The sequence below is a fragment of the Thauera sp. GDN1 genome (assembly GCF_029223545.1).
Classification (GTDB): domain Bacteria; phylum Pseudomonadota; class Gammaproteobacteria; order Burkholderiales; family Rhodocyclaceae; genus Thauera.
On record NZ_CP097870.1, the window covers coordinates 1033991 to 1058377 of the forward strand.

23 protein-coding genes are annotated in these 24387 nt (G+C 71.1%); 17 read left to right on the plus strand and 6 right to left on the minus strand.

The features are described from left to right. The first annotated feature begins 46 nt into the window (after positions 1-46). The 8 genes from CKCBHOJB_RS04725 to CKCBHOJB_RS04760 all read left to right on the plus strand — a co-directional run bounded on the left by CKCBHOJB_RS04725 (position 47) and on the right by CKCBHOJB_RS04760 (position 8917). Entirely contained in the window at positions 47-1252 is a 1206-nt protein-coding gene (locus CKCBHOJB_RS04725) for an MFS transporter (RefSeq protein WP_281050863.1), read from the plus strand. 73 nt (positions 1253-1325) lie between these two features. After that, positions 1326-1832 carry a single-stranded DNA-binding protein gene (gene ssb, locus CKCBHOJB_RS04730; RefSeq protein ID WP_281050864.1) on the plus strand — a complete coding sequence of 169 codons (507 nt, stop codon included), beginning with the start codon at positions 1326-1328 and terminating at the stop codon, positions 1830-1832. A 108-nt stretch (positions 1833-1940) separates the two neighbouring features. Further along, entirely contained in the window at positions 1941-2906 is a 966-nt protein-coding gene (locus CKCBHOJB_RS04735; RefSeq protein ID WP_281050865.1) for an MBL fold metallo-hydrolase, read from the plus strand. Between the two features lie 2 nt (positions 2907-2908). Further along, positions 2909-3751 (plus strand): tRNA threonylcarbamoyladenosine dehydratase, encoded by an 843-nt coding sequence (locus tag CKCBHOJB_RS04740; RefSeq protein ID WP_281050866.1) that lies wholly within the window; start codon positions 2909-2911, stop codon positions 3749-3751. Continuing rightward, positions 3751-4137 carry a CbiX/SirB N-terminal domain-containing protein gene (locus CKCBHOJB_RS04745; RefSeq protein ID WP_281050867.1) on the plus strand — a complete coding sequence of 129 codons (387 nt, stop codon included), beginning with the start codon at positions 3751-3753 and terminating at the stop codon, positions 4135-4137. The genes CKCBHOJB_RS04740 and CKCBHOJB_RS04745 overlap by 1 nt, the downstream gene beginning before the upstream one ends. 159 nt (positions 4138-4296) lie before the next feature. Next, a complete protein-coding gene (locus CKCBHOJB_RS04750; protein ID WP_281050868.1) occupies positions 4297-5409 on the plus strand; it encodes an efflux RND transporter periplasmic adaptor subunit in 1113 nt (370 codons plus the stop codon). 14 nt (positions 5410-5423) lie between these two features. Further along, positions 5424-8699, plus strand: a complete 3276-nt coding sequence (locus CKCBHOJB_RS04755; RefSeq protein WP_281050869.1) for an efflux RND transporter permease subunit — start codon at positions 5424-5426, stop codon at positions 8697-8699. Further along, a complete protein-coding gene (locus tag CKCBHOJB_RS04760; RefSeq protein ID WP_281050870.1) occupies positions 8696-8917 on the plus strand; it encodes a DUF2892 domain-containing protein in 222 nt (73 codons plus the stop codon). The genes CKCBHOJB_RS04755 and CKCBHOJB_RS04760 overlap by 4 nt, the downstream gene beginning before the upstream one ends. A 110-nt stretch (positions 8918-9027) precedes the next feature. On the opposite strand, the gene CKCBHOJB_RS04765 is transcribed toward CKCBHOJB_RS04760, so the two are convergent. Together CKCBHOJB_RS04765 and CKCBHOJB_RS04770 are read right to left on the minus strand one after the other, a co-directional pair. Next, positions 9028-9534, minus strand: a complete 507-nt coding sequence (locus CKCBHOJB_RS04765) for a disulfide bond formation protein B (RefSeq protein ID WP_281050871.1) — start codon at positions 9532-9534, stop codon at positions 9028-9030. 139 nt (positions 9535-9673) lie between these two features. After that, entirely contained in the window at positions 9674-10570 is an 897-nt protein-coding gene (locus CKCBHOJB_RS04770) for a LysR substrate-binding domain-containing protein (RefSeq protein WP_281050872.1), read from the minus strand. 97 nt (positions 10571-10667) lie between these two features. On the opposite strand from CKCBHOJB_RS04770, the gene CKCBHOJB_RS04775 reads away from it, so the two are divergent. Next, positions 10668-11267: an NAD(P)H-dependent oxidoreductase gene (locus CKCBHOJB_RS04775; RefSeq protein ID WP_281050873.1), complete on the plus strand. Its 600-nt coding sequence runs from the start codon at positions 10668-10670 to the stop codon at positions 11265-11267. A gap of 82 nt (positions 11268-11349) precedes the next feature. Continuing rightward, complete coding sequence (locus tag CKCBHOJB_RS04780) at positions 11350-12225, plus strand: pirin family protein (protein WP_281050874.1); 876 nt, start codon at positions 11350-11352, stop codon at positions 12223-12225. A gap of 152 nt (positions 12226-12377) precedes the next feature. On the opposite strand, the gene ybiB is transcribed toward CKCBHOJB_RS04780, so the two are convergent. Then, positions 12378-13292 carry a DNA-binding protein YbiB gene (gene ybiB, locus CKCBHOJB_RS04785; RefSeq protein WP_281050875.1) on the minus strand — a complete coding sequence of 305 codons (915 nt, stop codon included), beginning with the start codon at positions 13290-13292 and terminating at the stop codon, positions 12378-12380. 183 nt (positions 13293-13475) lie between these two features. Here ybiB and CKCBHOJB_RS04790 point away from each other — a divergent pair, with 183 nt between their 5' ends. Next, on the plus strand, positions 13476-14357 hold the full coding sequence (locus CKCBHOJB_RS04790) for an NAD(P)-dependent oxidoreductase (RefSeq protein WP_281050876.1): 882 nt from the start codon (positions 13476-13478) through the stop codon (positions 14355-14357). A 20-nt stretch (positions 14358-14377) separates the two neighbouring features. Beyond that, positions 14378-15238, plus strand: coding sequence for an NAD(P)-dependent oxidoreductase (locus tag CKCBHOJB_RS04795; protein ID WP_281050877.1), 861 nt, complete (start codon positions 14378-14380; stop codon positions 15236-15238). A gap of 54 nt (positions 15239-15292) precedes the next feature. Here CKCBHOJB_RS04795 and CKCBHOJB_RS04800 read toward each other — a convergent pair whose 3' ends face one another. The 3 genes from CKCBHOJB_RS04800 to CKCBHOJB_RS04810 all read right to left on the minus strand — a co-directional run bounded on the left by CKCBHOJB_RS04800 (position 15293) and on the right by CKCBHOJB_RS04810 (position 18435). Then, on the minus strand, positions 15293-15913 hold the full coding sequence (locus CKCBHOJB_RS04800) for a class II aldolase/adducin family protein (RefSeq protein ID WP_281051618.1): 621 nt from the start codon (positions 15911-15913) through the stop codon (positions 15293-15295). A gap of 89 nt (positions 15914-16002) precedes the next feature. Beyond that, positions 16003-17073 carry an S-methyl-5-thioribose-1-phosphate isomerase gene (gene mtnA / locus CKCBHOJB_RS04805; protein WP_281050878.1) on the minus strand — a complete coding sequence of 357 codons (1071 nt, stop codon included), beginning with the start codon at positions 17071-17073 and terminating at the stop codon, positions 16003-16005. Between the two features lie 204 nt (positions 17074-17277). Beyond that, positions 17278-18435 (minus strand): pyridoxal phosphate-dependent aminotransferase, encoded by a 1158-nt coding sequence (locus CKCBHOJB_RS04810; protein WP_281050879.1) that lies wholly within the window; start codon positions 18433-18435, stop codon positions 17278-17280. A 285-nt stretch (positions 18436-18720) separates the two neighbouring features. Between CKCBHOJB_RS04810 and CKCBHOJB_RS04815 the strand changes: the two genes are divergently transcribed. The 5 genes from CKCBHOJB_RS04815 to CKCBHOJB_RS04835 all read left to right on the plus strand — a co-directional run bounded on the left by CKCBHOJB_RS04815 (position 18721) and on the right by CKCBHOJB_RS04835 (position 24307). After that, entirely contained in the window at positions 18721-18960 is a 240-nt protein-coding gene (locus tag CKCBHOJB_RS04815) for a PP0621 family protein (protein WP_281050880.1), read from the plus strand. A 13-nt stretch (positions 18961-18973) separates the two neighbouring features. Continuing rightward, positions 18974-20548 carry an ATP-binding protein gene (locus CKCBHOJB_RS04820; protein ID WP_281050881.1) on the plus strand — a complete coding sequence of 525 codons (1575 nt, stop codon included), beginning with the start codon at positions 18974-18976 and terminating at the stop codon, positions 20546-20548. Continuing rightward, positions 20545-21951 carry a sigma-54 dependent transcriptional regulator gene (locus CKCBHOJB_RS04825; RefSeq protein WP_281050882.1) on the plus strand — a complete coding sequence of 469 codons (1407 nt, stop codon included), beginning with the start codon at positions 20545-20547 and terminating at the stop codon, positions 21949-21951. Before CKCBHOJB_RS04820 ends, CKCBHOJB_RS04825 begins: the two co-directional genes overlap by 4 nt. An 85-nt stretch (positions 21952-22036) precedes the next feature. Then, positions 22037-23446: an MBL fold metallo-hydrolase gene (locus tag CKCBHOJB_RS04830; protein WP_281050883.1), complete on the plus strand. Its 1410-nt coding sequence runs from the start codon at positions 22037-22039 to the stop codon at positions 23444-23446. A gap of 252 nt (positions 23447-23698) precedes the next feature. Continuing rightward, positions 23699-24307: an XrtA/PEP-CTERM system exopolysaccharide export protein gene (locus CKCBHOJB_RS04835; protein WP_281051619.1), complete on the plus strand. Its 609-nt coding sequence runs from the start codon at positions 23699-23701 to the stop codon at positions 24305-24307. The last annotated feature ends 80 nt before the right edge of the window (positions 24308-24387 follow it).

The window sequence follows — 24387 nt, forward strand, 5'->3', positions numbered from 1 at the left end:
CCCCGGAATGCTAGAATCCCGCTCTTTGATCCAGCCGGTCCTCCGTATGTCCGTTCCCGCACGCGACCCGATGACGCGCGAAGAACGCCGCGCCGGCATGAGCCTCGCAGCGATCTTCGCCCTGCGCATGCTCGGCCTGTTCCTGATCCTGCCGGTGTTCGCGGTCCACGCAGCCGGGATTCCCGGCGGCGACAACCTGACCCTGGTCGGCCTGGCGATCGGCGCCTACGGCCTCACCCAGGCCTGCCTGCAGATCGCCTACGGCGCGGCCTCCGACCGCTTCGGGCGCAAGCCGGTGATCGTCTTCGGCCTGATCCTGTTCGTCGTCGGCAGCATGGTCGCGGCGCTCGCCGACGGCATCCACATGATCATCGTCGGCCGCGTGCTGCAGGGCGCGGGCGCGATCTCCGCCGCGGTCACCGCGCTCGCCGCCGACCTCACCCGCGACCAGCACCGCACCAAGGTGATGGCGATGATCGGCTCCTCGATCGGACTGGTGTTCGCGCTCTCCATGGTGGCCGCGCCGCTGCTGTATGCCGCGATCGGCATGCCGGGCATCTTCTGGCTGACCGCGGTGCTCGCCTTCGGCGCCATCGGTGTGCTGCTGTGGGTGGTGCCCGAGGCGCCGCCTGTGCCGCGCGCTACCGGCAAGCTCATCGACGTGCTGCGCGACGGCCAGCTGATGCGGCTCAACTTCGGCGTGTTCGCGCTGCACCTGATCCAGACCACGATGTGGGTGATGGTGCCCTCGGCGCTGGTCGCCAGCGGCGGCCTGCCGGTGCCCGAGCACTGGAAGGTCTACCTGCCCGCGGTGCTGCTGTCCTTCGTGGTCATGGTGCCGGCGGTGATCGTCGCCGAGCGTCACGACAAGCTCAAGCCGGTGTTCAACGCCGCCATCGTGCTGCTCGCGATCGTGCAATTCGGGCTGTGGCTGTTCGGCGACGGCCTGATACCATTGGCATTGTTGCTGACGCTCTTCTTCGTCGCCTTCAACGTGCTCGAGGCCACCCAGCCGTCGTGGATCTCGCGCATCGCACCACCCAGTTCGAAGGGCACGGCGCTGGGCGTCTACAACACGTTGCAGTCGCTCGGGCTTTTCCTCGGCGGTGTGCTCGGCGGCTGGCTGGGGCAGGCCTTCGGCCCGGCGGCGGTGAGCCTGTTCTGTGCCGCACTGGCGTTGGCCTGGCTGGCGCTGTCGAGCTCGATGAATCCGCCGCCGCTGCGCGCAGCGCCGGCCGCGGCGCCGCGCTGACGTTTCATTCACGACCCACACCGCGGGGTGGCGCAGTGCGCGCCGCACGCGAACCCATTCAAAGGAGAACCGGATGGCATCCGTCAATAAAGTCATCCTGATCGGCAACCTCGGCGCCGATCCGGAAAACCGCTTCGCCCCCTCCGGCGACGCGATCTGCAACATCCGCCTGGCCACCACCGAGAACTGGCGCGACAAGAACACCGGGGAACGCCGCGAGGCCACCGAGTGGCACCGCGTGTCCTTCTACGGCAAGCTCGCCGAGATCGCCGGCCAGTACCTGCGCAAGGGCAGCCAGGTCTACATCGAGGGCAGCCTGCGCACGCGCAAGTGGCAGGACCAGAGCGGCCAGGACCGCTACACGACCGAGATCCGCGCCGACGAGATGAAGATGCTCGGCGGCCGTCGCGAGGGCGGCGACGCGCCGATGCGCAGCAACGAAGGTGGTGGCGGTTGGGACGCCCCGGCCTCGGCTCCCGCGCCGCGCAGCGCGCCCGCACAGGCCGCGCCGCGTCCGCAGTCGCCCCCGGCGCAGCAGTCGGGCGGCTTCGGCGACTTCGACGACGACATCCCGTTCTGACGGTTACCTGCTGCCCGCCTTCCTTTCCGCCCTGCCGACCAGGGCAGGCGGGGGGAGGGCATTGAAAGCGGGAGAGCCGACCCCAGATCGGCGACAGGAGGAGCGTTCATGAAGGAACTCACAAGCTACGCCGATGGTGTGCATGCGGTGGATTCGGGCTACGGCCGCCCGCAGCTCGCAGCCGTCCACATCGTCGTGCACGACGGTCGTGCCGCGATCGTCGACACCGGCAGCAATGCCTCGGTACCGCGCGTGCTCGGCGCGCTCGCCGCCCTGGGCATCGCGCCCGAGGCGGTGGATTGGGTGATGCTGACCCACATCCACCTCGACCACGCCGGCGGCGCCGGCAGCCTGATGTGCGCGCTGCCGCAGGCGAAGCTGCTGGTGCATCCGCGCGGCGTCCGGCACATGATCGATCCCACCAGATTGTGGGAGGGCACCAGCGCGGTGTATGGCGCCGAGCGCGCCTACGAGCTCTACGGTCGGCTGGTGCCGGTGCCCGCCGAGCGCATCGTGCCGGCGACCGACGGCCTCGCTATCCTGCTCGGCAGCCGCCAGTTCCGCGTCTTCGACACGCCCGGCCACGCCCGCCACCACATCTGCATCTGGGACGCGAGCGCGCGGGCCTTCTTCACCGGCGACACCTTCGGCCTGTCCTACCGCGAACTCGACGTCGACGGCCGACCCTTCATCATGCCCACCACCACGCCGACGCAGTTCGAGCCGCAGGCCATGCACGCCTCGATCGACCGCATGCTGGCGATGCAGCCGCAGGCGATGTACCTGACCCACTACAGCCGCGTGACCGAGGTCGAGCGCCTCGGTGCCGACCTGCACCGGCTGATCGACACCATGGTCGCGGTGGCCTCCGCCGCGCGCGGCACCGGCGTCGCCCGCCATGTCGAGATCCTCGCCGGCCTCGAGCAGATCGTGCGCGAGGAGGCGGCACGCCAGAACTGGGCGCTCGACGAGGACGACACGCTCGAGCTGCTGCGCATGGACCTCGAGCTCAACGCCCAGGGGCTCGGCGTGTGGCTCGACAGACTGCGCATGGCCGAAGCGGAAACGGCCTGAGCATGCAACCGCCGGAGCTCGACCTCGACGCCGCGCGCCGCTTCGGCGGCATCGACCGCCTGTATGGGGCCGGCACCATCGACGCCCTCCATGTCGCGCACGCCTGCGTGATCGGCATCGGCGGCGTCGGCTCGTGGGCGGTCGAGGCGCTCGCGCGCAGCGGCGTCGGTCGCCTCACGCTGATCGACCTCGACCACGTCGCCGAGTCCAACATCAACCGCCAGGCCCATGCGCTGGACGGCACGCTCGGCATGGCCAAGGTCGGCGCCATGGCGGCGCGCATCGCGGGCATCAATCCGGCCTGCCGGGTCGAGGTGGTCGAGGATTTCGTCACCGCCGACAATGCCGCCGAGCTGATCCAGTGCTTCGACGCCGTCGTCGATGCCATCGACAACGTCCGCGCCAAGGTCGCGATCGCCGCCGTCTGCCGGCAGCGCCGCATCCCGCTGGTGATGGCCGGCGGGGCAGGGGGCAAGCTGGACCCCGCGCGCATCTGCATCGACGACCTGTCGCGCACGCTGCAGGATCCGTTGCTGTCCAAGGTGCGGGCACGGCTGCGCAAGGAGCACGGTTTCACCCGCGATCCGAAGAAGAAATTCGGCATCGAGGCGGTGTTCTCGACCGAACCTCTGCGCTTTCCGGCGGTCCAGGCCTGCGACGCGGACGCCCACGCCGGCACCGCACGCGCGGCGCCGCACGGGCTGGCCTGTGCCGGATACGGCTCGAGCATGGCGGTCACCGCCAGCGTCGGTCTGTTCTGCGCGGCGCGTGCGCTGGACCACCTGTTGCGCGCAGGCGCCCGTCGTCTCGAACCCGCCGCCGCCACATCCACGGAGATTGCCTGATGACCGCTGTGCCCCGACCCGATTCCGCCATCGTCCTGTTCGGACACGGCGCCCGCGACCCCGAGTGGGCGGGGCCGATGCGCCGCATCCGCGACACCCTGCTGGCCCGCCCTGAGGCGCCGCGGGTGGAGCTCGCCTTCCTCGAATTCATGAGCCCGACCCTGCCCGAGGCAATCGCCGCACTGGCGCAGGCCGGTGTGCGCAAGGTCGCGGTCGTGCCCGTCTTCCTCGCCCAGGGCGGGCACCTCAAGCGCGACCTGCCGGTGCTGCTGGACGAGGCGCGCGCCGCCCATCCCGGCTGCGAGATCACGCTCGCCACCGCGGCCGGCGAGGCCGAGCCGGTCGTGCGCGCCATGGCCGACTACGCCGCCAGCTGTCTGGGCTGATCGCCGTTCCGGGCTCCGGCCCGGGCCCATGTTCGCGGGCAAGCCCGCTCCCGCCGTGCAGCGTCTGCGGTGGGGGCGGGCTTGCCCGCGATTGGCGCTTGCCATCCGCGCAGGCGCAAGTCGCTTGACCATGCTTTATATAAGCATATACTTATAATCATGAAGCCGATCACGCTCCCCGCGCTTGCGCGTTCCTTTCCCGCGCGCTCGTCCCTCGTTCGCGCTGCCGGACTCCTCCTCGCGGCCGCGCTCGCCGCTCACGGCCCGCCCGGCCGGGCCGAGGTGCCGACCGTCCGCATCGAGTCGCGCGCCCTCGCGCCCGTGGTCGCCGCGGAGGCCACCATCGAGGCGGTACGCCAATCCACGCTCGCCGCCCAGATGCCGGGGCGCATCATCGCGCTCGGCGCGGACGCCGGGGATCGTGTCGGCAAGGGCCAGATGCTCGTCCGTATCGATCCCGCCGAAGCCTCGGCCGCCGTCGCGGCAGCCGAGGCGGGGATCGCCCAGGCGCAGACCGCGCTCGCCAACGCCCGTGCCGAGTACGCCCGCGCGCGCAGCCTGGTCGAGCGCAAGTTCCTCAGTCAGTCCGCCCTCGATGGCGCGCGCACGCAGTTCGAGGCCGCCGAGGCCCAGCTGCGCGCAGCGCGCGCGCTGCGCGAGCAGGCGGCCACCGTCCGCGGTTATGCCGAGGTGGTCTCGCCGCTGGACGGCCTGGTCGCGGCCCGACACATCGAGGCCGGCGAGATGGCCCAGCCGGGGCGCAACCTGCTCACCGTGTACGACCCCGCGCAGATGCGCGCGGTGGCCGACCTCGCGCCGCAGCGCCTGGCCGAGCTCGGCGCCGGCCCGCTGCGCGCCAGCATCGAATTGCCCGCCAGCGGTCGCGTCATCGAGGCCGCCGCGGTGACCGTGCTGCCCGCCGCCGATGCGCGCACCCATACCGTACGCGTGCGCGTGGACCTGCCCGCCGGGGTGGCGGATGTGCTGCCCGGCAGCTTCGCGCGCGTGCATTTCCACGGCGCGGCCGCCGCTGCAGGCGCCGCGGGCCCGATCGTGATTCCCGCCGCCGCGGTGCTGCGCCGCGGCGAGCTCACCGCGGCCTATGCCGCCGACGGGCAGGGCGGCTTCGTCCTGCGCCAGATCCGTCTCGGCCGCGCGCTGCCCGGTGGCGAGGCGGTCGAGGTCCTCTCCGGCCTCAGGGGTGACGAGACCCTCGCCCTCGATCCGGTGCAGGCCGGCATCCAGGCCCGCGCGGCCGCGGCCGTGCGCTGAGCCGGGAGACCGTCATGGACAAGCCCCTCGGCATCTCCGGCCGTATCGCGGCCGGCTTCCAGCGCAACGCGATCACGCCGCTGCTGGCGCTGGTGCTGCTGCTGGCCGGCATCTTCGCCACCCTGATCACGCCCAAGGAGGAAGAGCCGCAGATCGACGTCACCATGGCCAACGTGCTGGTGCCCTTCCCGGGCGCCTCGGCGCGCGACGTCGAGGCCCTGGTGGCGCGGCCGGCCGAGCAGGTGCTGTCGCGCATCGCCGGCGTCGAGCATGTCTACACCGTGTCGCGCCCCGGCATGGCGGTCATCACCGTGCAGTTCGAGGTCGGCGTGCCCAACCAGACCGCGCTGGTGCGGCTCTACGACACGGTGGACTCCCACGCCGACTGGCTGTCGCCCCAGCTCGGTGTCGGCAAGCCGCTGATCAAGCCCAAGGGCATCGACGACGTGCCGATCGTCAGCTTCACGCTGTGGACCGCCGACCCCGAGCGCGCCGCGTTCTCGCTGCAGCAGGTCGCGCGCGCGATCGAGACCGAGTTGAAGCGCATCCCCGGCACGCGCGACGTCGCCACCCTCGGCGGTCCCGGCCACGTGATCCGGGTGAACATGGACATCGAGCGCATGAACGCGCACGGCGTCACCGCCCAGGACCTGCGCGGCGCGCTTCAGCTCGCCAACGCCTCGCAGCCGGCGGGCAGCCTGGTCGCGGGCAACAAGGAAGTGCTGGTGCAGACCGGCACCTACCTCGAATCCGCCGAGGACGTGCGCAGCCTGGTGGTCGGCGTGCAGGAGCGCAAGCCGGTGTTCCTGCGCGACGTCGCCGAGGTGGTCGACGGCCCCGACCAGCCCGCGCAGTACGTCTGGTTCGGCACCGGCGCCGCCGCCGAGCAGCGCGGCATCGGCCAGCACGGCCTGTTCCCCGCGGTCACGCTGGCGCTGTCGAAGAAGCCCGGCGCCAACGCCGCCGACGTCGCCCAGGCGGCGATGCAGCGCCTGGAGAACCTGCGCGGCAGCCTGATCCCGGAGGGCGTGGAGATCACCGTCACCCGCGACTACGGCAAGACCGCCAACGACAAGGCCAACCAGCTGATCGGCAAGCTCGCCTTCGCCACCGCCGCGGTGGTGGCGCTGGTGTTCTTCGCGCTCGGCCGGCGCGAGGCGATCATCGTCGGCATCGCGGTCACCCTCACGCTTGCGGCGACGCTGTTCGCCTCCTGGGCCTGGGGCTTCACGCTCAACCGGGTGTCGCTGTTCGCGCTGATCTTCTCGATCGGCATCCTGGTGGACGACGCCATCGTGGTGGTGGAGAACATCCACCGCTGGCACACGCTCGAGCCCGACACGCCGCTGTGGAAGCTGATCCCGAAAGCGGTCGACGAGGTCGGCGGGCCCACCATCCTCGCCACGTTCACGGTGATCGCGGCGCTGCTGCCGATGGCCTTCGTGACCGGGCTGATGGGCCCCTACATGAGCCCGATCCCGATCAACGCCTCGATGGGCATGTTCATCTCGCTGGTGGTGGCCTTCGTGGTCACGCCCTGGCTCGCGCAGAAGTTGCTGAAGAACGTCGACGCCCACCAGCACGGCGGCGAGGACAGGATGACGAAGCGCCTCGACGGCCTCTTCCGCCGCGTGATGACGCCGATGTTCGACGCCCGCCGCGGCGGCCGCAACCGGCTCGCGCTGTGGATGGTGGTGTTCGCACTCATCGGCGCCTCGGTGGCGCTGCCGGTGGTGCAGTTCGTGGTGATGAAGATGCTGCCCTTCGACAACAAGAGCGAGTTCCAGATCGTGCTCGACATGCCGGTCGGCACGCCGGTCGAGGACACCGCGCGCGTGCTCAACGAGATCGGCGCCCATCTGGCCACCGTCCCCGAGGTCACCGACTGGCAGTCCTACGCCGGCGCCGCCGCACCGATCAACTTCAACGGCCTGGTGCGCCAGTACTACCTGAGGAGCGCGCCGGAGCAGGGCGACATCCAGGTCAACCTGGTCGACAAGAAGGCGCGCAGCCGCCAGAGCCACGAGATCGCGGTGTCGGTGCGCGACGCGGTCACCGAGATCGCGCGCCGCAACGGCGGCAACGCCAAGGTGGTGGAAGTGCCGCCGGGCCCGCCGGTGCTGTCGCCGATCGTCGCCGAGATCTACGGCCCGGACTACGACGGCCAGGTGGAAGTGGCCAGGCGTGTGCGCGCCGCTTTCGAGGACACGCCCGACATCGTCGGCGTCGACGACACGGTGGACGAGGACGCGCCCAAGCTGGTGCTGCGCGTCGACCAGGCCAAGGCCGCGCGCATGGGTGTGGCCCAGGCCGACATCGTCGAGGTCGTGCGCCTGGGGCTGTCCGGCGAGAACGTCACCCCGGTGCATGGCGGCGACAACAAGTACGAGATCCCGGTGCGCATCCAGCTGCCGGCGGTACGCCAGTCCGACCTCGCCGACCTGCTCGCGATGCAGGTGCGCGCGCGCGGCGGCGACAACGCCGGTCAGCTGGTGAAGATCTCCGAGGTGGTGCAGGTCGCCGAGACCCGCCGCGAGCAGATCCTCTACCGCAAGGACCTGCTGCCGGTGGTGTACGTGACCGGCGACATGGGCGGCAAGCTGGATTCGCCGCTGTACGGCATGTTCGACATCCGTTCGAAGGTGAATGGCATGGCGCTCGAGGGCGCGCCGGGGCTGGCCGGCACGCTGGGCGAATGGTTCATCAACCAGCCCGCCGACCCCTACGCCGGCTACCAGCTCAAGTGGGACGGCGAGTGGCAGATCACCTACGAGACCTTCCGCGACATGGGCGCCGCCTACGCGGTGGGCCTGGTGCTGATCTATCTGCTGGTGGTGGCGCAGTTCAGGAGCTATCTGGTGCCGCTGATCATCATGGCGCCGATCCCGCTCACCATCGTCGGCGTGATGCCCGGCCACGCGCTGTTCGGCGCGCAATTCACCGCGACCTCGATGATCGGCATGATCGCGCTCGCCGGCATCATCGTGCGCAACTCCATCCTGCTGGTGGATTTCGTCAATCAGCAGGTCGCCGAAGGGATGGAGTTCGGCGAGGCCCTGATCCGCGCCGCCGCGGTGCGCGCCAAGCCGATCGGGCTCACGGCGCTGGCGGCGATGATCGGCGCGGTGTTCATCCTCGACGACCCGATCTTCAACGGCCTGGCCATCAGCCTGATCTTCGGCATCTTCGTGTCCACCGTGCTCACCCTGGTGGTGATCCCGGTGCTGTACTACGCGGCCATGCGCGGCCGCATCGCCCGTCTGCAAAACCCCGAGGAGAATCCCGCATGACCACCAACGACTACGTCCGCGCCTTCGCCGGCGCCTTCGTCCTGATCTCGCTCGCGCTCGGCGTCGAGGCCTCGCCGCTCTTCGTCAGCAAGCACTTCCTGTGGGTGACCGGCTTCGTCGGCCTCAACCTGTTCCAGAGCGCCTTCACCGGGCTGTGCCCGCTGGTGAACATCCTGCACAAGCTGGGTGTCAAGGACGGCCCGGCGAGCTGCAACTGAACTGCGGGGCCGGCACCGAAGCAATCGCGGCTTCCGCCGCTCCCACTGTGTCGGCGACCCGACCAGTGGGAGCGGCGGAAGCCGCGAACCTCGCACCGCCGAGCGCGCGATCAGGCCCGGCGCAGCAGCATCCAGGCGGCGAACAGCACGGTTGCGGTGAAGCTCACCAGCGACCAGTTGGCGATCGACAGGCCGAGGAAGGTCCATTCGATCACGGTGCAGTCGCCCGCACCGCGGAAGATCATCGGCAGCGCCTGCGCGAGCGGGAAGCTCTCGAGCATGAACTCCAGGCCCGGGCCGCATTCCGGGATCAGCGGCGGGTCGATCTGCATCCAGCTCTGGCGTGCGGCGATGACGCCGCCGGTCAGCGCCGCGGCGCCGATCAGGCCGGCATAGACGCGTTCGCCGGTGCGCCCGGGGGCGTGGATGGCCGCGATCAGCGCGATCAGCGCCGCGGTCGCGAAGGCGTAGCGCTGCATGATGCACATCGGGCACGGTTCCAGGCCGACGACGTGCTGCAGGTAGAGGCCGAAGCCGAGCAGCCCGGTCGCGACCAGGAACAGCGCGAGATAGAGCACCCGTGCGGGCAGGTGAAGGATTCGTGCAATCAGGGTCATCGTGTTTCAGGGTCCGGAAGAGGGCGCCATTGTAAGCGGCGCCTCGCGCCCAGGGGGCACGTCATCGCGCGGCGGAAAGGCGCAGTTCCCACGGCCTTTTCGCACGCCTGTCCTCCGACCGCGGCTCCCCGACGCCAGTTCAAGCGACGAACGCGGCCTGCAGCATGTCGAGGAAGGCACGCGTCTTGGCCGGCATCAGCTTGCGTCCCGGGAACACCGCCCAGGCGGTGATCGACGGCAGGCACCAGTCGGCCATCACGCGCTGCAGTTCGCCGCGGCGCACATAGGGCGCGGCGAAATAGTCCGGCACCGCGGCGATGCCGGTGCCGGCGCGCGCGAAGCGGATCAGCAGCTCGGGCGAATTGGCGGTGATCGAACCCGGCGGCACGCCGTCCCAGCGTGCATCCGCGCGTAGCAGTGTCCACCCGATCGGCTCGCCGGTGCGCGCCAGCAGGCGCAATGCGCGGTGGCGGTGCAGCTCTTCCGGGGCCGTCGGTTCGCCGTGTTCGGCGACGTAGCCCGGCGAGGCGTACAGCCCGGACGGGAAGTCCGCCAGCCGGCGTGCGGCGAGCAGGGTGTCGTCGGGCAGGGCGCCCATGCGGATCGCAAGGTCGAAGTTCTCGCCGAGCAGGTCCACCCGGCGCGGCGACAGGTCCAGCTCCAGCGTCACCGCCGGATGCAGCGCCGAGAACGCGGCCAGCATGTCGGTCAGCAGCAGGTTGGCGAAGTCGTTCGGCATCGACACGCGCAGCCGCCCGCTCGGCCGCGCCTGCCTGTTCTCGGCCAGCGCGGCCACCGCACCGACCTCGGTCTCCACCTGACGCGCGTGCTCGAGCAGGGCGCTGCCGAATTCGGTGATGTTCAGGCGCCGTGTGGTGCGCAGCAGCAGGCGTTCGCCCAGGCGCTCCTCGAGCTGCGACAGCCGGCGCGATACGGTCGATTTCGGCAGGCCGAGGCGGTCCGCGGCGGCGGTGAAGCTGCCCTCGTCGACGACGCGCACGAAGATCAGCAGGTCATTGGGGTCTATTTGTTCCATGTGAGGAACAATGATGTCTATTTCGATGGATTAATGCAAAGAAGAGAATTGAATAGACTTCGCTTCACCTGATCCCCCAACCGTCGAGGACCCGAACATGAACATCCTGCAGATCAACGGCAGCGCCCGCTCCGAAGGCGCCAACTCCACCCGTCTCGCCACCGACATCGTCGCCCGCCTGCGCGCCGCCGATCCCGCGGCCACGGTCGTCGTGCGCGACCTGGCGCGCTCGCCGGCGCCGATTGTCGACGAGGCCGCGCTCGGCGCGCTGTTCACCCCGGCCGAGCAGCGCACGGCAGAGCAGGCCGCCCGCGTGGCCGCCAGCGATGCGCTGATCGCCGAGGTCCAGGCCGCCGACGTCGTCGTCATCGGCGTGCCGATGTACAACTTCACCATCTCCGCGCAGCTCAAGAACTGGATCGACGCCATCGCCCGCGCCGGCGTCACCTTCCGCTACACCGAGAACGGCCCCGAAGGCCTGCTCAAGGGCAAGAAGGTCATCCTCGCCTTCGCCCGCGGCGGTCGCTATCGCGGCACGGCGGCGGACACCCAGACGCCTTACCTGCAGACCGTGCTCGGCTTCGTCGGCATGACCGACGTCCGCCTCGTCTATGCCGAGGGCCTGAACATGGGCGAGGAGGCGGCCACCCAGGGCTTCGCCGAGGCCGCTGCCGACATCGAGGCCGCACTCGCCTGATTCCCGCGGTCGGCGCAGGCCGGCCGCGCACAAGGAGGGCGGGGCAACCCGTCCCGCAACCCCGATCCCCAGGAGAACGCAGATGAGCAACGCCCGCCTTCCCTCCGCCCGCGTGAGCCGTCCGCGCGCGCTCGAACGCCTGGTCACCGGCATGCCGACTTCGGATGGTGCCGGCGTCAAGCTCACCCGCGTACTCACCCAGAAGCTGCAGCGCCGGCTCGATCCCTTCCTGATGCTCGACGCCTTCGGCAGCGACAAGGCCGACGACTACATCGCCGGCTTCCCCGACCACCCGCACCGCGGCTTCGAGACCGTCACCTACATGATCGCCGGGCGCATGCTGCACCGTGACAGCGCCGGCCACGAGGGCCTGCTCGAGAACGGCGGCGTGCAGTGGATGACCGCCGGGCGCGGCGTGATCCACTCCGAGATCCCGCAGCAGGAAGAGGGCCTGATGGAAGGCTTCCAGCTATGGCTGAACCTGCCCGCGAAGGACAAGATGAGCGCGCCCTGGTATCGCGACTTCGCCGCCACCGAGCTGCCGCGCTTCACCACCGAGGCCGGTGTCGAGGCGACCGTGATCGCCGGCGACAGCCACGGCGTCGGCGGCGCCGTCACCCGCGACACTACCGCGCCGCTCTACCTCGACCTGCATCTGCCGGCCGGCGCCAGCTTCGCACAGCCGCTGCCCGCCGGGCACAACGCCTTCCTCTACGTCTATCGCGGCGAGCTGAAGGTGGACGGCCAGACAGTCCCGGTGCGCAACATGGCGATCCTCGCCAACGACGCGGACAGCGACGGCGTGGCGATCGAGGCCGCGACCGAAACCCGCGCGCTGCTGATCGCCGGCCGCCCGCTCGGCGAGCCGATCGCGCAGTACGGTCCCTTCGTCATGAACACCGAGCAGGAGATCTACCAGGCGGTCGCCGACTACCGCGCGGGGCGCCTGGCGGCCTGAGGGCCGCGCCTCAGGGTTCCGCAGGGCGCGAAGGCGGGTGAATCGGAGCCGGGGCAATCGCGACTTCCGTCGCTCCCACCGGCCCGCGCCTCCGACCTCACACTGTGGGAGCGACGGAAGTCGCGATCCCGTGCGGCCGGCCCGCGCCGCGTTCAGCGCGCAAGGGATGCGAGCGCGGCAACCTGCCTGAGGATCGGCTCGGGTACCGCGACCTCGCCCGCCAGCATCGCGCGGATCAGCGCGGCGTTGTCCGCCACCGAGGGCGCGTCGGGCAGGCCGGCGAGCGGCGGCGCGCCGCCTTCCTCGCCCGCCACTCCGACCGCGGCATGGCTATCCACATACACCTTCATCTCCGGGCAGCGCCGTGGGTTGGCGTAGATCTCGCCTTCCGTGCCGCGCATCAGCATCGCACGCCCGCCGTCGGCGCGCAGGAAGGCGTCCATGCGCTCGAGGTACTCGGGGTGGGTCACCGCGACCACGCGCACGCTGCGTCCGCGGCAGGGGTCGATGAGCTTGGCCATGGTGTGGCCGCTGGCGCGCACGCCCATGCGCACGCGCAGCGCGAGCAGCGGGTCGAGCCCGGGCAGCAGCCTGTCCACGCCGATGCAGGCGATGCGCCGCTGCGCGAGTTGCGCCGAGGCCTCGGCGGCATCCGCAGCCGGGTGCAGGTCGAGTGCGGCGAGCAGCTCGAACGGGCTCACCCGGGTCTCGAAGTCGTGCCGCCCCTGGATCAGCACCGGCACCCGTTCGCGCGCCAGCAGCAGCGCCACCAGCGGCATCAGGTTGGCCTGGCGGCGCGCGCCGTTGTAGGTCGGCAGCACCACGCAGCGCGGCCCGTCGGGCACCGTGACCTGCGCCGTACGTGCGTCCATCGCCTGCTTGAAGCCGAGCAGCTCCGGCAGCGCCTCGCTCTTGATGCGGAAGGCGATCAGGATCGCGCCGAGCTCGAGCTCGGGCACGACGCCGTCGAGGATGTCGCCGAAGAGCGCCGCCGCTGCAGCCGTGTCCAGGTCGCGGGCGCCCTTGGCGCCCCGCCCGATTTCCTTGATGATTGCGCCGTATTTCATGGCGGCGATTATGGCGGGCTTGGCCTGCGGCGGCCAGCCCGTTTTGGGCACGCTCCGAGCGCTGCTTTCGCGGCCAAGGCCGCTCCCACCGGGGGTGCCAGGCGGTGCCTCGCCGTGGGAGCGGACTTGCCCGCGAATGCCAAACACCCGCCCAAGCTTCCCCACCCTGGAGGACTTCACTCAATGGACGTCGGATTCATCGGACTCGGCCTCATGGGCCGGCCCATGGCCCTCAATCTCGTCAAGGCCGGCCATCGCGTGCACGTGTGGAGCCGCCGCCGCGAGTCGATGCAGCCGTTGCTCGAGGCGGGCGCCGGCGACTGCGCCAGCGCTGCCGAGGTGGCGCGGCGTGCGGCGGTGACGATCAGCATGGTGGCCGACGCACCCGACGTCGAGCAGGTCACCCTCGGCGCGGACGGTATCGCCGACGGCGCGAGCGCGGGTCACATCCACATCGACATGAGCACCATCGCCCCGGCCGCGGCGCAATCGATCGCCGCGCGCCTGGCCGAGCGCGGCATCGTCGCCCTCGACGCCCCGGTGTCCGGCGGGGAGCCGGGCGCCATCGCCGGCAAGCTCACCATCATGGTCGGCGGCGACGCCGAAGCCTTCGAGCGCGTGCGCCCGCTGTTCGCGGCCATGGGCAAGTCCATCACCCGCATCGGCGACGCCGGCGCCGGCCAGGTCGCCAAGGCCTGCAACCAGATCCTCACCGGGGTCGGGGTGGCCTCGGTGGCCGAGGCGCTCAACTTCGCTTCCAAGAGCGGCGTCGATGGCGCCAGGGTGCGCGAGGCCCTGCTCGGCGGCTTCGCGTATTCGCGCATCCTGGAGAACCACGGCCAGCGCATGCTCGAGCGCAACTTCAGGCCCGGCTTCAAGGCCTGGATGCACCAGAAGGACATGCGCATCGTCATGGACGAGGCCCACCGCCTCGGCCTGGCGCTGCCGACGGCCGCGGCCACCATGCAGCTCTTCAACGCCATGGCCGGCAGCGGCCTGGGCGAGGACGATTCGGTCGCCATGCTCGCGCTCCTCGAGCGCATGAGCGGCGGCGCGGGCCAATGAATGGGGCAGGAGAGACCAACATGAAGATCGGATTCATCGGCCTGGGCGTGATGGGCGAACCCATGGCCCGCCACCTGCGCGCCGCCGGCCACGACCTGGCGGTGTGGGCGCGCCGTCCCGAATCGGCCGCGGCGCTGGCCGCCGAGGGCGTGCCGCTGTGCGCGACGCCTGCCGAGCTGGCTGCGCGCAGCGAGGTGGTCGTCACCATCGTCACCGCCAGCGCCGACGTCGAGGCGCTCGCCTTCGGCGCGAACGGGCTGGCCGCGGGCTTCGCGCCCGGCAGCATCCATGTCGACATGAGCACGATCGCGCCGGCGACCGCGCGTGCGCTCGCCGCACGCTACGCCGAACGCGGCATCGGCTGGGTCGACGCGCCGGTGTCCGGCGGCGGCCAGGGCGCGCGCGACGCCACGCTGGCGATCATGGCCGGCGCCGAGGACGACACGCTCGCCCGCGTGCGCCCGCTGTTCGAGGTGCTCGGCAAGCGCATCGTGCACATCGGCCCGCCCGGCGCCGGCCAGGTCGCCAAGGCCTGCAACCAGATGATCATGGTCTCCACCATCCAGGCCTGCGCCGAGGCGGTGAGCCTGGCCAACGCCCACGGCGTCGACGTCGCCGCGGTGCGCCAGGCGCTGATGGGCGGCTCGGCGGGGTCCAAGGTGCTGGAGGTGATGGGTGCGAAGATGGTCGAGCGCGACTTCGCCGCCGGCATCGAGGCGCGGCTGCATCACAAGGACTTCGCCATCCTGATGGACGAGGCGGCAAAGCTCGGCGCGCCGCTGCCGGTGGCGGCCCAGGTGTGGCAGCAGCTCAACGCGCTGATGCGCGCCGGCTGGGGGCGCGAGGACACGGCGAGCCTGTTGCGGGTGCTGGAGCGCTGAAGCTCGGGCCGGCCGCCGCCGGGGCGTGCCCGCCGCCCGGCGTGCGAAGTGGTTCTAGCGCCGCGGCCTGCCGTACCACCTGAAGCGTTCGATGACCTCGGCCATCTCCTCGTCCGACAGCAGCACCGGGTCCCCCAGCTGCAGGGTGCGCCAGTACTGGGCGCACAGGGTCTCGAGCTCGATCGCCAGCGCGAGCGCGTGGGCAAGGTCGCGGCCGTGCACGACCATGCCGTGGTTGGCGAGCAGGCAGGCGTTGCGGCCCTCCAGCGCGGCGACGGTGGCGTCCGACAGGGCCTGGGTGCCGAAGGTGGCGTAGCGGGCGCAGCGTACGGTGGTGCCGCCGAAGCGCGCGATCATGTAGTGGAAGGGCGGGATCTCGCGGCGCTGGCAGGCGAGCGCGGTGGCGAAGGGCGAGTGCGCGTGCAGCACCGCGCCTGCCGCGGGAAAGGCTGCGTAGATGTCTTGGTGCAGCTTCCATTCCGAGGACGGTGCGAGCGCGCCGGTGTAGCTGCCGTCGGTGCCGACTTCCACCATGTCCTGCGGCCGGCAGCGCTCGGCGGGCAGGCCGCTGGGCGAGATCAGCATGCGTACGCTGCCGGGTTCGCCCACGCCTGCCCCGGTGATCCGCACGCTCGCATTCCCCGCCGTGCCCACGTTGAGGCCCGCGTCCGACATCGCGCGCAGCGTGGCCAGCAGCTCGGCGCGCTGCGGATCCGGCGGCTGCCAGCCGGCCTCCTCGTGGATGCAGATGCCCGGGGTGTCGCTCATCGTTCGTGCTCCGGATACAGGCGCGCCAGCTCGCCGGGGGCGGCGATGCCGCGTTCGGTGATGATGCCGCGGATGAGCGCGGCCGGGGTGACGTCGAAGGCGGGGTTGGCGGCGCGGGTGTCGGCCGGGGCGAGGGCGAGCTCGGCGATGTCGCCGGCCTCGGTGGTGCCGCGGATGCGGCAGACCTCGGCGGCGCCGCGGTCCTCGATCGGAATGGCCGCGCCGTCCGCGCACGCGAAGTCGAGCGTGGAGTGGGGCGCGGCGATGTAGAAGGGCACGCCGGCGGCCTGGGCGGCGAGCGCCTTCAGCCAGGTGCCGACCTTGTTCGCGGTGTCGCCGTTGGCGGCGATGCGGTCGGCGCCGGTGATCACCATGTCCACCTCGCCGCGCATCAGCAGCAGGCCGGCGGCGTTGTCGGCGATCAGCACCTGCGGCACGCCGGCGGCGCGCAGCTCCCAGGCGGTGAGCAGGCCCTGGTTGCGCGGGCGGGTCTCGCTGACGAAGACCTCCACCGCGATACCCTCGGCCTGCGCCGCGTAGATCGGCGCGAGCGCGGTGCCGGCGCCGCAGGTGGCGAGCCAGCCGGCATTGCAGTGGGTCATCAGCCGCACCGGGCCGGGGCGGCGGGCGGCGAGGTCGCGGATCAGCGCCAGGCCGTGGCGGCCGATGGCGTCGCAGGTCGCGGCATCGTCGGCGCGGATGGCCTCGGCCTCGCTCCAGGCGGCGTCCAGGCGTTGGGCGCGCGGCAGCGGGCGCAGCGCGGCGTCCATGCGCGCGAGCGCCCAGTGCAGATTGACCGCGGTGGGGCGGGTGGCGCCGAGCACCTTCAGCGCGCGTTCCAGGGCTTCGTCCTCACCGCCTTCGTGGCGCAGCGCCAGCGCGACGCCGAAGGCGGCGGTGGCGCCGATCAGCGGCGCACCGCGCACCTGCATGCTGCGGATGGCATGGGCGGCGTCGGCGAGCGTGCGCAGCACCACTGTCTCGGTGCGGAAGGGCAACGCTGTCTGGTCGAGGATGCGGACGGTGTCGCCGTCGCGCTGCAGGGTCGGAATCGGTTGCTTGAACATCGGGCCAGGGTCTCTGAAGAGGAGGGGGGGTTCGGCAGGCGCTGCAATCGCGGGTGCCCCCGCTCCCACAGCCACCTTCGGCGCAGCGACTGGTGGAAGCGGTGTGTCGGATTCGGGTGGCGGCAATCGCGGGTGTCCCCACGCCCACAGCGTACCGCGCCGGAAGGGCGTGTGGGAGCGGGGGCACCCGCGAGCTTCATGTGCTCAAAGCTTGCTCAGGCGCTCGCAGGCGGCGGCCAGGGTGGCTTCGTTCTTGGCGAAGCAGAAACGGATCACGCGCTCGTCGCGGCCGTCGGCGAAGAAGGCGGACACCGGAATCGCCGCCACCCCGACATCGCGCGTCAGGTGCTCGCAGAAGGCCGCATCACCCAGGTCCGAGATCGCGCCGTAGCGCGCGAGCTGGAAGTAGGTGCCGCGCGAGGGCAGCAGCTCGAAGCGCGAGCCGGCCAGGGCGTCGCGGAAGAAGTCGCGCTTGGCCTGGTAGAACGCCGCCAGCCCGAGGTGGCGCGAGGCATCGGCCATATAGTCGGCGAGCGCGAGCTGCACCGGGGTATTCACCGTGAACACGTTGAACTGATGCACCTTGCGGAACTCCGCCATCAGCTCGCGCGGCGCCAGGATGTAGCCCACCTTCCAGCCGGTGATGTGGTAGGTCTTGCCGAAGCTCGACACCACGAAGCTGCGTGCAGCCAGCTCCGGATGCGCGGCGCAGCTCGCGTGCGTGGCGCCGTCGAAGACGATGTGTTCATAGACCTCGTCGGCCACCACGACGATGTTGGTACCGCGGGTCAAGGCGGCGAGGCGGTCGAGGTCGTCGCGGGTCCATACCGTGGCGGTGGGGTTGTGCGGGGTGTTGATCATGGTCATGCGCGTGCGCGGCCCGATCGCGGCGGCCACCGCATCCCAGTCGGGACGGTAGTCGGGCGCGGCGAGGCGCATGCGCACCACCTTGCCGCCGGCGAGCTCGATCGCCGGCACGTAGGAGTCGTACACCGGCTCGAACACGATCACCTCGTCGCCCGGGCGCACGCAGGCGGTGACCGCGGTGAAAAGCGCCTGGGTGGCGCCGGCGGTCACCGTGATTTCGTGTTCGACGTCGTAGCACGTGCCGTAGAGCGCCTCGACCTTGGCGGCGATCGCCGCGCGCAGCGGCAGGCAGCCCGCCATCGGCGCGTACTGGTTGTGGCCGGCGCGCATCCAGTGGGCGACGCGCTCGAACAGCAGGTCCTCGGCGTTGAAGTCGGGGAAGCCCTGCGACAGGTTGATCGCACCGCACTCCTGCGCCAGGCGCGACATCACGGTGAAGATGGTCGTGCCCACGTTCGGCAGGCGGGATTCGATGGGGGCGGGAAAACTCGGCATGGCGGCGGCGGTCCGGGGACGGGTTCGAATGAAAGACGCGAGCCGCATTGTCGCAAACCCGGCGGGCTCGGGGGAGCGATCCCGACCGGGCTACCTGCTGCAGACCAGGATCCGTGGGAGCGGGCTTGCCCGCGAAAGCAGCGGTCGAGCGCGCGACGTTCGCGGGCAAACCCGCTCGGACAGGGGCGCGCGACCTCCCCGCGCCGCCGCGGAGGCCGCCCGGCCCCATGCTAGAATTCCGCCGTTTCCCATACCCGCCGGCGCACCCTCTGCGCTGCCCCAATCGTGCGCAATCTGCTCATCGTCATTCTGGTCTTCATCGGCATCTGGTGGGCGCGCGGTGCGCTGCGGCGCTTCAAGGCGCAGGGCGGGCTGCGGCGCAGGGAAGGCAAGCCGGTGTCGGCCGAGCGCATGCTCGAGTGCCGCCACTGCGGCCTGATCGTGCCCGAGTCCGAGGGCGTGCGCGCCGGCGAGGACTTCTATTGCTGCGAGGCCCACCGTAGTGCCGGGCGGCGCGCTGGCTGAGTCGCTCGCCACCGTGCCGTACGCGGAGGGAGACCGCGCGCGCAGCGTCTCGCTGCGCTACCTGAACCTGTTCCGGCTGATCCTGGCCGGGTTGTTCCTCGTCGCCGGACGCGAGCTGGGCCTCGGTGACGAGGCGCCGCGCATCTACCAGCTCGTCGCCCTCGGCTATCTCGGCGCCGTGCTCGCGCTGGGCTTTCCGGACGCGGCGCGGCGTCTCGGTTTCGAGCGCACCGTCGCGCTGCAGGTGGTGATCGACGTGATCGCGCTGTCGCTGATCATGTGGCTCAGCGGCGGCTACCGCAGCGGCATTCCGGCGCTGATCATGGTCATGCTGGCCGGCGCCGGCCTGATCGCCGAGGGGCGGATGGTGCTGTTCACCGCCGCGCTGGCGACCATCGCGGTGCTGATCGAGAACACCTGGCGCTACGTCGGCGGCAGACAGTCGGTGGATTTCCTGCAGGTCGGCATCTTCTGCGCCGGCTTCTTCGGCATCGCGGTGGTCGCGCGCCTGCTGGCGATGCGTGCCCAGGCCAACGCCTCGCTCGCCGCCGAGCGCGGGGCCGCGCTCGCCAAGCAGCAGGCGGTCAATGAACACATCATCCGCGACATGCGCGATGGCGTGATCGTCGTGGACGCGCGCGGATGCATCCTGCACGCCAACCCGCAGGCGGTGGACCTGCTGGGCATGATGCACACCCGCGCCGAGGGGCTGGAGGGGCTCGCGCTCGGTGATCTCGACGCCGCCTTCGAGCCGATGCTGCAGCCTGCCGCCGCTCCCGGTGTGGCCGCCGACGGCCGGCTGCTGCGCGTCGGGCCCGGCGGGCGCCTGATCCACTGCCGCGCGGTGGCGGGCGAGGCGGGCAGCGCGGCGGCGGGCGACACGCTGCTCTACCTCACCGACTACGAGGACATCCAGCGCCAGCTGCAGCAGATCAAGCTCGCCGCCCTCGGCCGGCTCACCGCCAGCATGGCGCACGAGATCCGCAACCCGCTGTCGGCCGTCACCCAGGCCGCGGAGCTGCTGCGCGAGGAGAAGCGCGGCGAGATGCAGGTGCGCCTGGTGCGCATCATCAACGACAACGCCCGCCGCATCGAGCGCATGATCCGCGACGTGCTCGCCCTCGGCCGTCGCGAGCAGGCGATGCCCGAGGCCCTGCCGCTGGCGGCCTTCGTCGGCGAGGTCATCGACGGCCGCGTGTTCCGCGATGCGGACGAGCTGCCGCTGTACGCGGTCGACATCGACCCGGGGCTGACGCTGGCGATGGACCGCGCCCATCTGCACCAGATCCTGGACAACCTGCTCGCCAACGCCGCCCGCTGCTGTTCCGGGCGGCCCGGCGCCATCCGGCTGTGGACGGAGGCGCTGCCCGGGGAGCGCATCGCGCTGCATGTGCGCGACGACGGCCCCGGCTTCGGCGAGGCCGTCGTCGCCCACCTGTTCGAACCCTTCTTCACAACCCACCCCAAGGGCACCGGGCTCGGTCTCTACATCGCCCGCGAACTGGCCGAAGCCAACGACGCCGAGCTCGCGCTCGCCAGCGCCGGCCCCGGCGCCCATCTGGTGCTCAGCGCACGCAAACACCCATGACTTTCGTCGAACGCCGCAACCGCCCGCAATCCATCGACGTCCTGGTCGTCGACGACGAGGACGACATCCGCGAACTGCTCGAGCTGTCGCTGATGCGCATGGGGCTCGCCTGCGACACCGCCGGCTCGGTGCAGGCCGCGCGCGAGCTGCTCGCCCAGCGCCGCTACCGCCTGTGCCTGACCGACATGCGCCTGCCCGATGGCGACGGCCTGGAGCTGGTCGAGCTCATCCAGGGCTGCCAGCCCGGCCTGCCGGTGGCCGTGATCACCGCCTTCGGCAGCATCGAGACCGCGATCCGCGCGCTCAAGCTCGGCGCCTTCGACTTCGTCACCAAGCCGGTCGAGCTCAAGGCCCTGCGCGAGCTCGTCAGCCATGCGCTCAAGCTCAAGGACGGCGCCGGCGAGGCCCCCGTGCCCGGCACCACGCGTGCCCTCATCGGCCATTCGCCGGCCTTCGTGCAGCTGCGCGGCCAGGCCGAGAAGCTCGCGCGCAACCAGGCGCCGGTGTTCATCCACGGCGAATCGGGCACCGGCAAGGAGGTCATCGCGCGCTACATCCACGGCCTCGGTGCGCGCGCGACCGGCCCCTTCGTGCCGGTGAACTGCGGTGCGATCTCGCCCGAGCTGATGGAGAGCGAGTTCTTCGGCCATCGCAAGGGCAGCTTCACCGGCGCCGGCACCGACAAGGAAGGCCTGTTCCAGGCCGCCAACGGCGGCACGCTGTTCCTCGACGAGATCGGCGAGCTGCCGCTGGCCATGCAGGTCAAGCTGCTGCGCGCGATCCAGGAGCGCGCGGTGCGCCCTGTCGGCGCCCATGCCGAGGAGCCGGTCGACGTGCGCATCCTGTCGGCCTCGCACCAGGATCTCGGCCGCCTGGTCGCCGAGGGGCGCTTCCGCCAGGATCTGTTCTTCCGCATCAACGTCATCACCCTGCGCGTGCCGCCGCTGCGCGAACGTCGCGAGGACATCCCCGAGCTCGCCACCCACATCCTGGCGCGCCTGGCCGCGCGCGAGGGGGGCGCGCCGCGCCGCCTGTCGCCCGACGCGCTGCAGGCGCTGCAGCGCCACGCCTTCCCGGGCAACGTGCGCGAGCTGGAGAACCTGCTCGAGCGCGCCTGCGCGCTGTGCGAGGGCAGCGAGATCGGCGCCGCCGACATCGAGCTCTACCCGGAGCAGACCGCGTCGGGCTGGCTCACCGACAGCCTGGCCGGCAGCTACTACGACGCGCCGCAGCCGGAGCCCGCCGCCGGCGAGGAGGCGGTCGAGGCGCCGGACGAGGCCGAGCGCCTGCGCATCATCCGCGCGCTCGAGCAGACGCGCTGGAACCGCTCCGCCGCCGCGCGCAACCTCGGCATGACGCTGCGCCAGCTGCGCTACCGGCTGCAGAAGTGGGGGATGGAGTAAGGCGGCGCTCCCACGGGGTAATGCTTCCATGATGTGGATGGCATCGATTCTGGCCGGAGGTCGAGCGATTGAATAGAATGGCGTCATGAATCCGACCATCCACCATCACGGCGCGCGCCATGGCGTCACCGGCTCCTGTCATCAGCTCTTCGTCGAGGGCGACAACAGCTTCCTGATCGACTGCGGCCTGTTCCAGGGCACCGAGACCGCGCCCGACGGCAGGGCCGGCGCCGACCGGCTCGACATCGACTTCCCGATCGCCGGCATCGGCGCGCTGGTGCTGACCCATGTGCACATCGACCACTGCGGCCGCCTGCCGTGGCTGCTGGCGGCCGGCTTCAAGGGGCCGATCCTGTGCAGCGAGCCCTCCGCGCGCCTGCTGCCCACGGTGCTGGCCGACGCCTTCCAGGTCGGCGTCAGCCGCGACAGGGCGATGGTCGAGCGCTACCTCGACATGGTCGAGCCGCGCATCCGCGCGCTGCCCTACGGCAAGTGGCACACGATCTACCGCAGCGCCGGCGCCACCTGCCGCATCCGCCTGCAGCGCGCCGGGCACATCCTCGGTTCGGCCTACGTCGAATGCGAGCTCTCCGGCGCGGCCTGGCCCGACAAGCGCCGCGTGATCTTCTCCGGCGACCTCGGTGCGCCGCATGCGCCGCTGCTGCCCGCGCCGCGCCCGCCGTGGCAGGCCGACGTGCTGGTGCTCGAGACCACCTACGGCGACCGCCAGCACGAGGATCGCCGCAACCGGCGCAAGCGCCTGCAGGCGGTGGTCGAGCGTGCGCTGGAGGACGGCGGCACCGTCATCATCCCGGCCTTCAGCATCGGCCGCACGCAGGAGCTGCTGTACGAGTTCGAGGACATCCTGCACACCGAGCGCCAGCGCCCGGGCAAGCATGCGGACAAGTGGGCGGGGCTGAAGATCTTCCTCGACTCGCCGCTCGCCCAGCGCTTCACCGAGCTCTACCGCGCGCTGCAGCCGTTCTGGGACGCCGAGGCGCGGGCGCGGGTTCGCGCCGGTCGCCAGCCGCTGAGCTACGATCAGCTGGTCGCCATCGACACCCACGAGCGCCATCTCGCCAACGTGCAGCGCCTGGCGCGCAGCCGCGAGCCCGCCATCGTCATCGCCGCCAGCGGCATGTGCGCCGGCGGCAGGGTGGTGAATTACCTCAAGGCCATGCTCGGCGACCCGCGCCATGACGTGCTCTTCGTCGGCTACCAGGCGCGCGGTACGCCCGGGCATGCCATCCAGACCTACGGCCCGCGCGGCGGCTACGTCGAGCTCGATGGCGAGCGCATCGACATCCGCGCCGGCGTGCATTCGATGTCCGGCTACTCGGCGCATGCCGACCAGGCCGACCTCACCCGCTTCGTCACCCGCATGCGCCATCTGCCCGGCGAGGTTCGCCTGGTGCATGGCGAGGACGAGGTGCGCGCCGCCTTCGCGCGCCACCTCGGCGCCGCGACCGCCGGCAAGGTCCGGATCGTGGCCTGATCGCGGCCGCGCGTCGGTCGCGACCGCAGTGCTCGCCCTCCGCCCGGTGGAAATTCGTCCCGCATGCGTCCCGCCGCAGCCGGATCGCGGTCAGCAGGGCTGCCGGACTGGCCGTGGTCGTGCATTTGTTCCTGTGTGGCCTTTGGCGTATCTTCATACGATCATCGAAAATGTCCGGTCTCCTGCGACCGGCATGTGATTCGCGGTTCCGAGCAAACTGGGGGATTCGTCATGGGCAGCAAGATTCGGGGCATGTGGTCTGGGGTGGTTCGTTTCCTGGTGCTGGGGGCCGCCGTCGGCGTGCTCGCCGGCTGTGCGTCTTCCTTCCCGTCGGCGCCGCCCGCCGCGGCGGATGCCGAATACAACTACCTGATCGGTCCGGGCGACACCCTCAACATCGTCGTCTGGCGCAACCCGGAGCTCTCCATGTCGGTGCCGGTGCGCCCCGACGGCAAGATCACCACGCCGCTGGTCGAGGACCTGCCGGCGATCGGCAAGGACTCCACCACGCTGGCGCGAGACATCGAGAAGGAACTGGCCAAGTTCATCCGCGAGCCGGTGGTCACCGTGATCGTCACCAACTTCGCCGGCCCCTACAGCGAGCAGATCCGCGTGGTCGGCGAGGCCGCCGAGCCGCGCATCCTGCCCTACACGCAGAAGATGACCCTGCTCGACGTCATGATCGCGGTCGGCGGGCTGACCGAATTCGCCGACGGCAACGCCGCGAGCATCCTGCGCACCGGTGAGGGCAACAAGCAGTACAGCGTGCGCATCAAGGATCTGGTCAAGCGTGGCGACGTGTCGGCCAACGTCGAGATGCGTCCGGGCGACGTGCTGATCATCCCGCAGAGCTGGTTCTGATCCCGGGATCCCGATCCACCCCTCGGGCGGGGCCGGCGCCGCGCAGGCGGTGAGGCCCGACCCGAATCCTGCGAGCTGAT

Excerpts from the sequence above, each read along its gene's own strand:
- CKCBHOJB_RS04810 (WP_281050879.1), bottom strand. The coding sequence starts at position 18,435 with ATGCCGAGTTTTCCCGCCCCCATCGAATCCCGCCTGCCGAACGTGGGC.
- CKCBHOJB_RS04740 (WP_281050866.1), top strand. The coding sequence starts at position 2,909 with ATGCAACCGCCGGAGCTCGACCTCGACGCCGCGCGCCGCTTCGGCGGC.
- CKCBHOJB_RS04800 (WP_281051618.1), bottom strand. The coding sequence starts at position 15,913 with ATGTCGGACGCGGGCCTCAACGTGGGCACGGCGGGGAATGCGAGCGTG.
- CKCBHOJB_RS04780 (WP_281050874.1), top strand. The coding sequence starts at position 11,350 with ATGAGCAACGCCCGCCTTCCCTCCGCCCGCGTGAGCCGTCCGCGCGCG.
- CKCBHOJB_RS04825 (WP_281050882.1), top strand. The coding sequence starts at position 20,545 with ATGACTTTCGTCGAACGCCGCAACCGCCCGCAATCCATCGACGTCCTG.
- CKCBHOJB_RS04790 (WP_281050876.1), top strand. The coding sequence starts at position 13,476 with ATGGACGTCGGATTCATCGGACTCGGCCTCATGGGCCGGCCCATGGCC.
- CKCBHOJB_RS04835 (WP_281051619.1), top strand. The coding sequence starts at position 23,699 with ATGTGGTCTGGGGTGGTTCGTTTCCTGGTGCTGGGGGCCGCCGTCGGC.
- ybiB (WP_281050875.1), bottom strand. The coding sequence starts at position 13,292 with ATGAAATACGGCGCAATCATCAAGGAAATCGGGCGGGGCGCCAAGGGC.
- CKCBHOJB_RS04725 (WP_281050863.1), top strand. The coding sequence starts at position 47 with ATGTCCGTTCCCGCACGCGACCCGATGACGCGCGAAGAACGCCGCGCC.
- CKCBHOJB_RS04760 (WP_281050870.1), top strand. The coding sequence starts at position 8,696 with ATGACCACCAACGACTACGTCCGCGCCTTCGCCGGCGCCTTCGTCCTG.
- CKCBHOJB_RS04795 (WP_281050877.1), top strand. The coding sequence starts at position 14,378 with ATGAAGATCGGATTCATCGGCCTGGGCGTGATGGGCGAACCCATGGCC.
- CKCBHOJB_RS04750 (WP_281050868.1), top strand. The coding sequence starts at position 4,297 with ATGAAGCCGATCACGCTCCCCGCGCTTGCGCGTTCCTTTCCCGCGCGC.
- CKCBHOJB_RS04830 (WP_281050883.1), top strand. The coding sequence starts at position 22,037 with ATGAATCCGACCATCCACCATCACGGCGCGCGCCATGGCGTCACCGGC.
- ssb (WP_281050864.1), top strand. The coding sequence starts at position 1,326 with ATGGCATCCGTCAATAAAGTCATCCTGATCGGCAACCTCGGCGCCGAT.
- CKCBHOJB_RS04775 (WP_281050873.1), top strand. The coding sequence starts at position 10,668 with ATGAACATCCTGCAGATCAACGGCAGCGCCCGCTCCGAAGGCGCCAAC.
- CKCBHOJB_RS04755 (WP_281050869.1), top strand. The coding sequence starts at position 5,424 with ATGGACAAGCCCCTCGGCATCTCCGGCCGTATCGCGGCCGGCTTCCAG.
- CKCBHOJB_RS04745 (WP_281050867.1), top strand. The coding sequence starts at position 3,751 with ATGACCGCTGTGCCCCGACCCGATTCCGCCATCGTCCTGTTCGGACAC.
- mtnA (WP_281050878.1), bottom strand. The coding sequence starts at position 17,073 with ATGTTCAAGCAACCGATTCCGACCCTGCAGCGCGACGGCGACACCGTC.
- CKCBHOJB_RS04770 (WP_281050872.1), bottom strand. The coding sequence starts at position 10,570 with ATGGAACAAATAGACCCCAATGACCTGCTGATCTTCGTGCGCGTCGTC.
- CKCBHOJB_RS04765 (WP_281050871.1), bottom strand. The coding sequence starts at position 9,534 with ATGACCCTGATTGCACGAATCCTTCACCTGCCCGCACGGGTGCTCTAT.
- CKCBHOJB_RS04735 (WP_281050865.1), top strand. The coding sequence starts at position 1,941 with ATGAAGGAACTCACAAGCTACGCCGATGGTGTGCATGCGGTGGATTCG.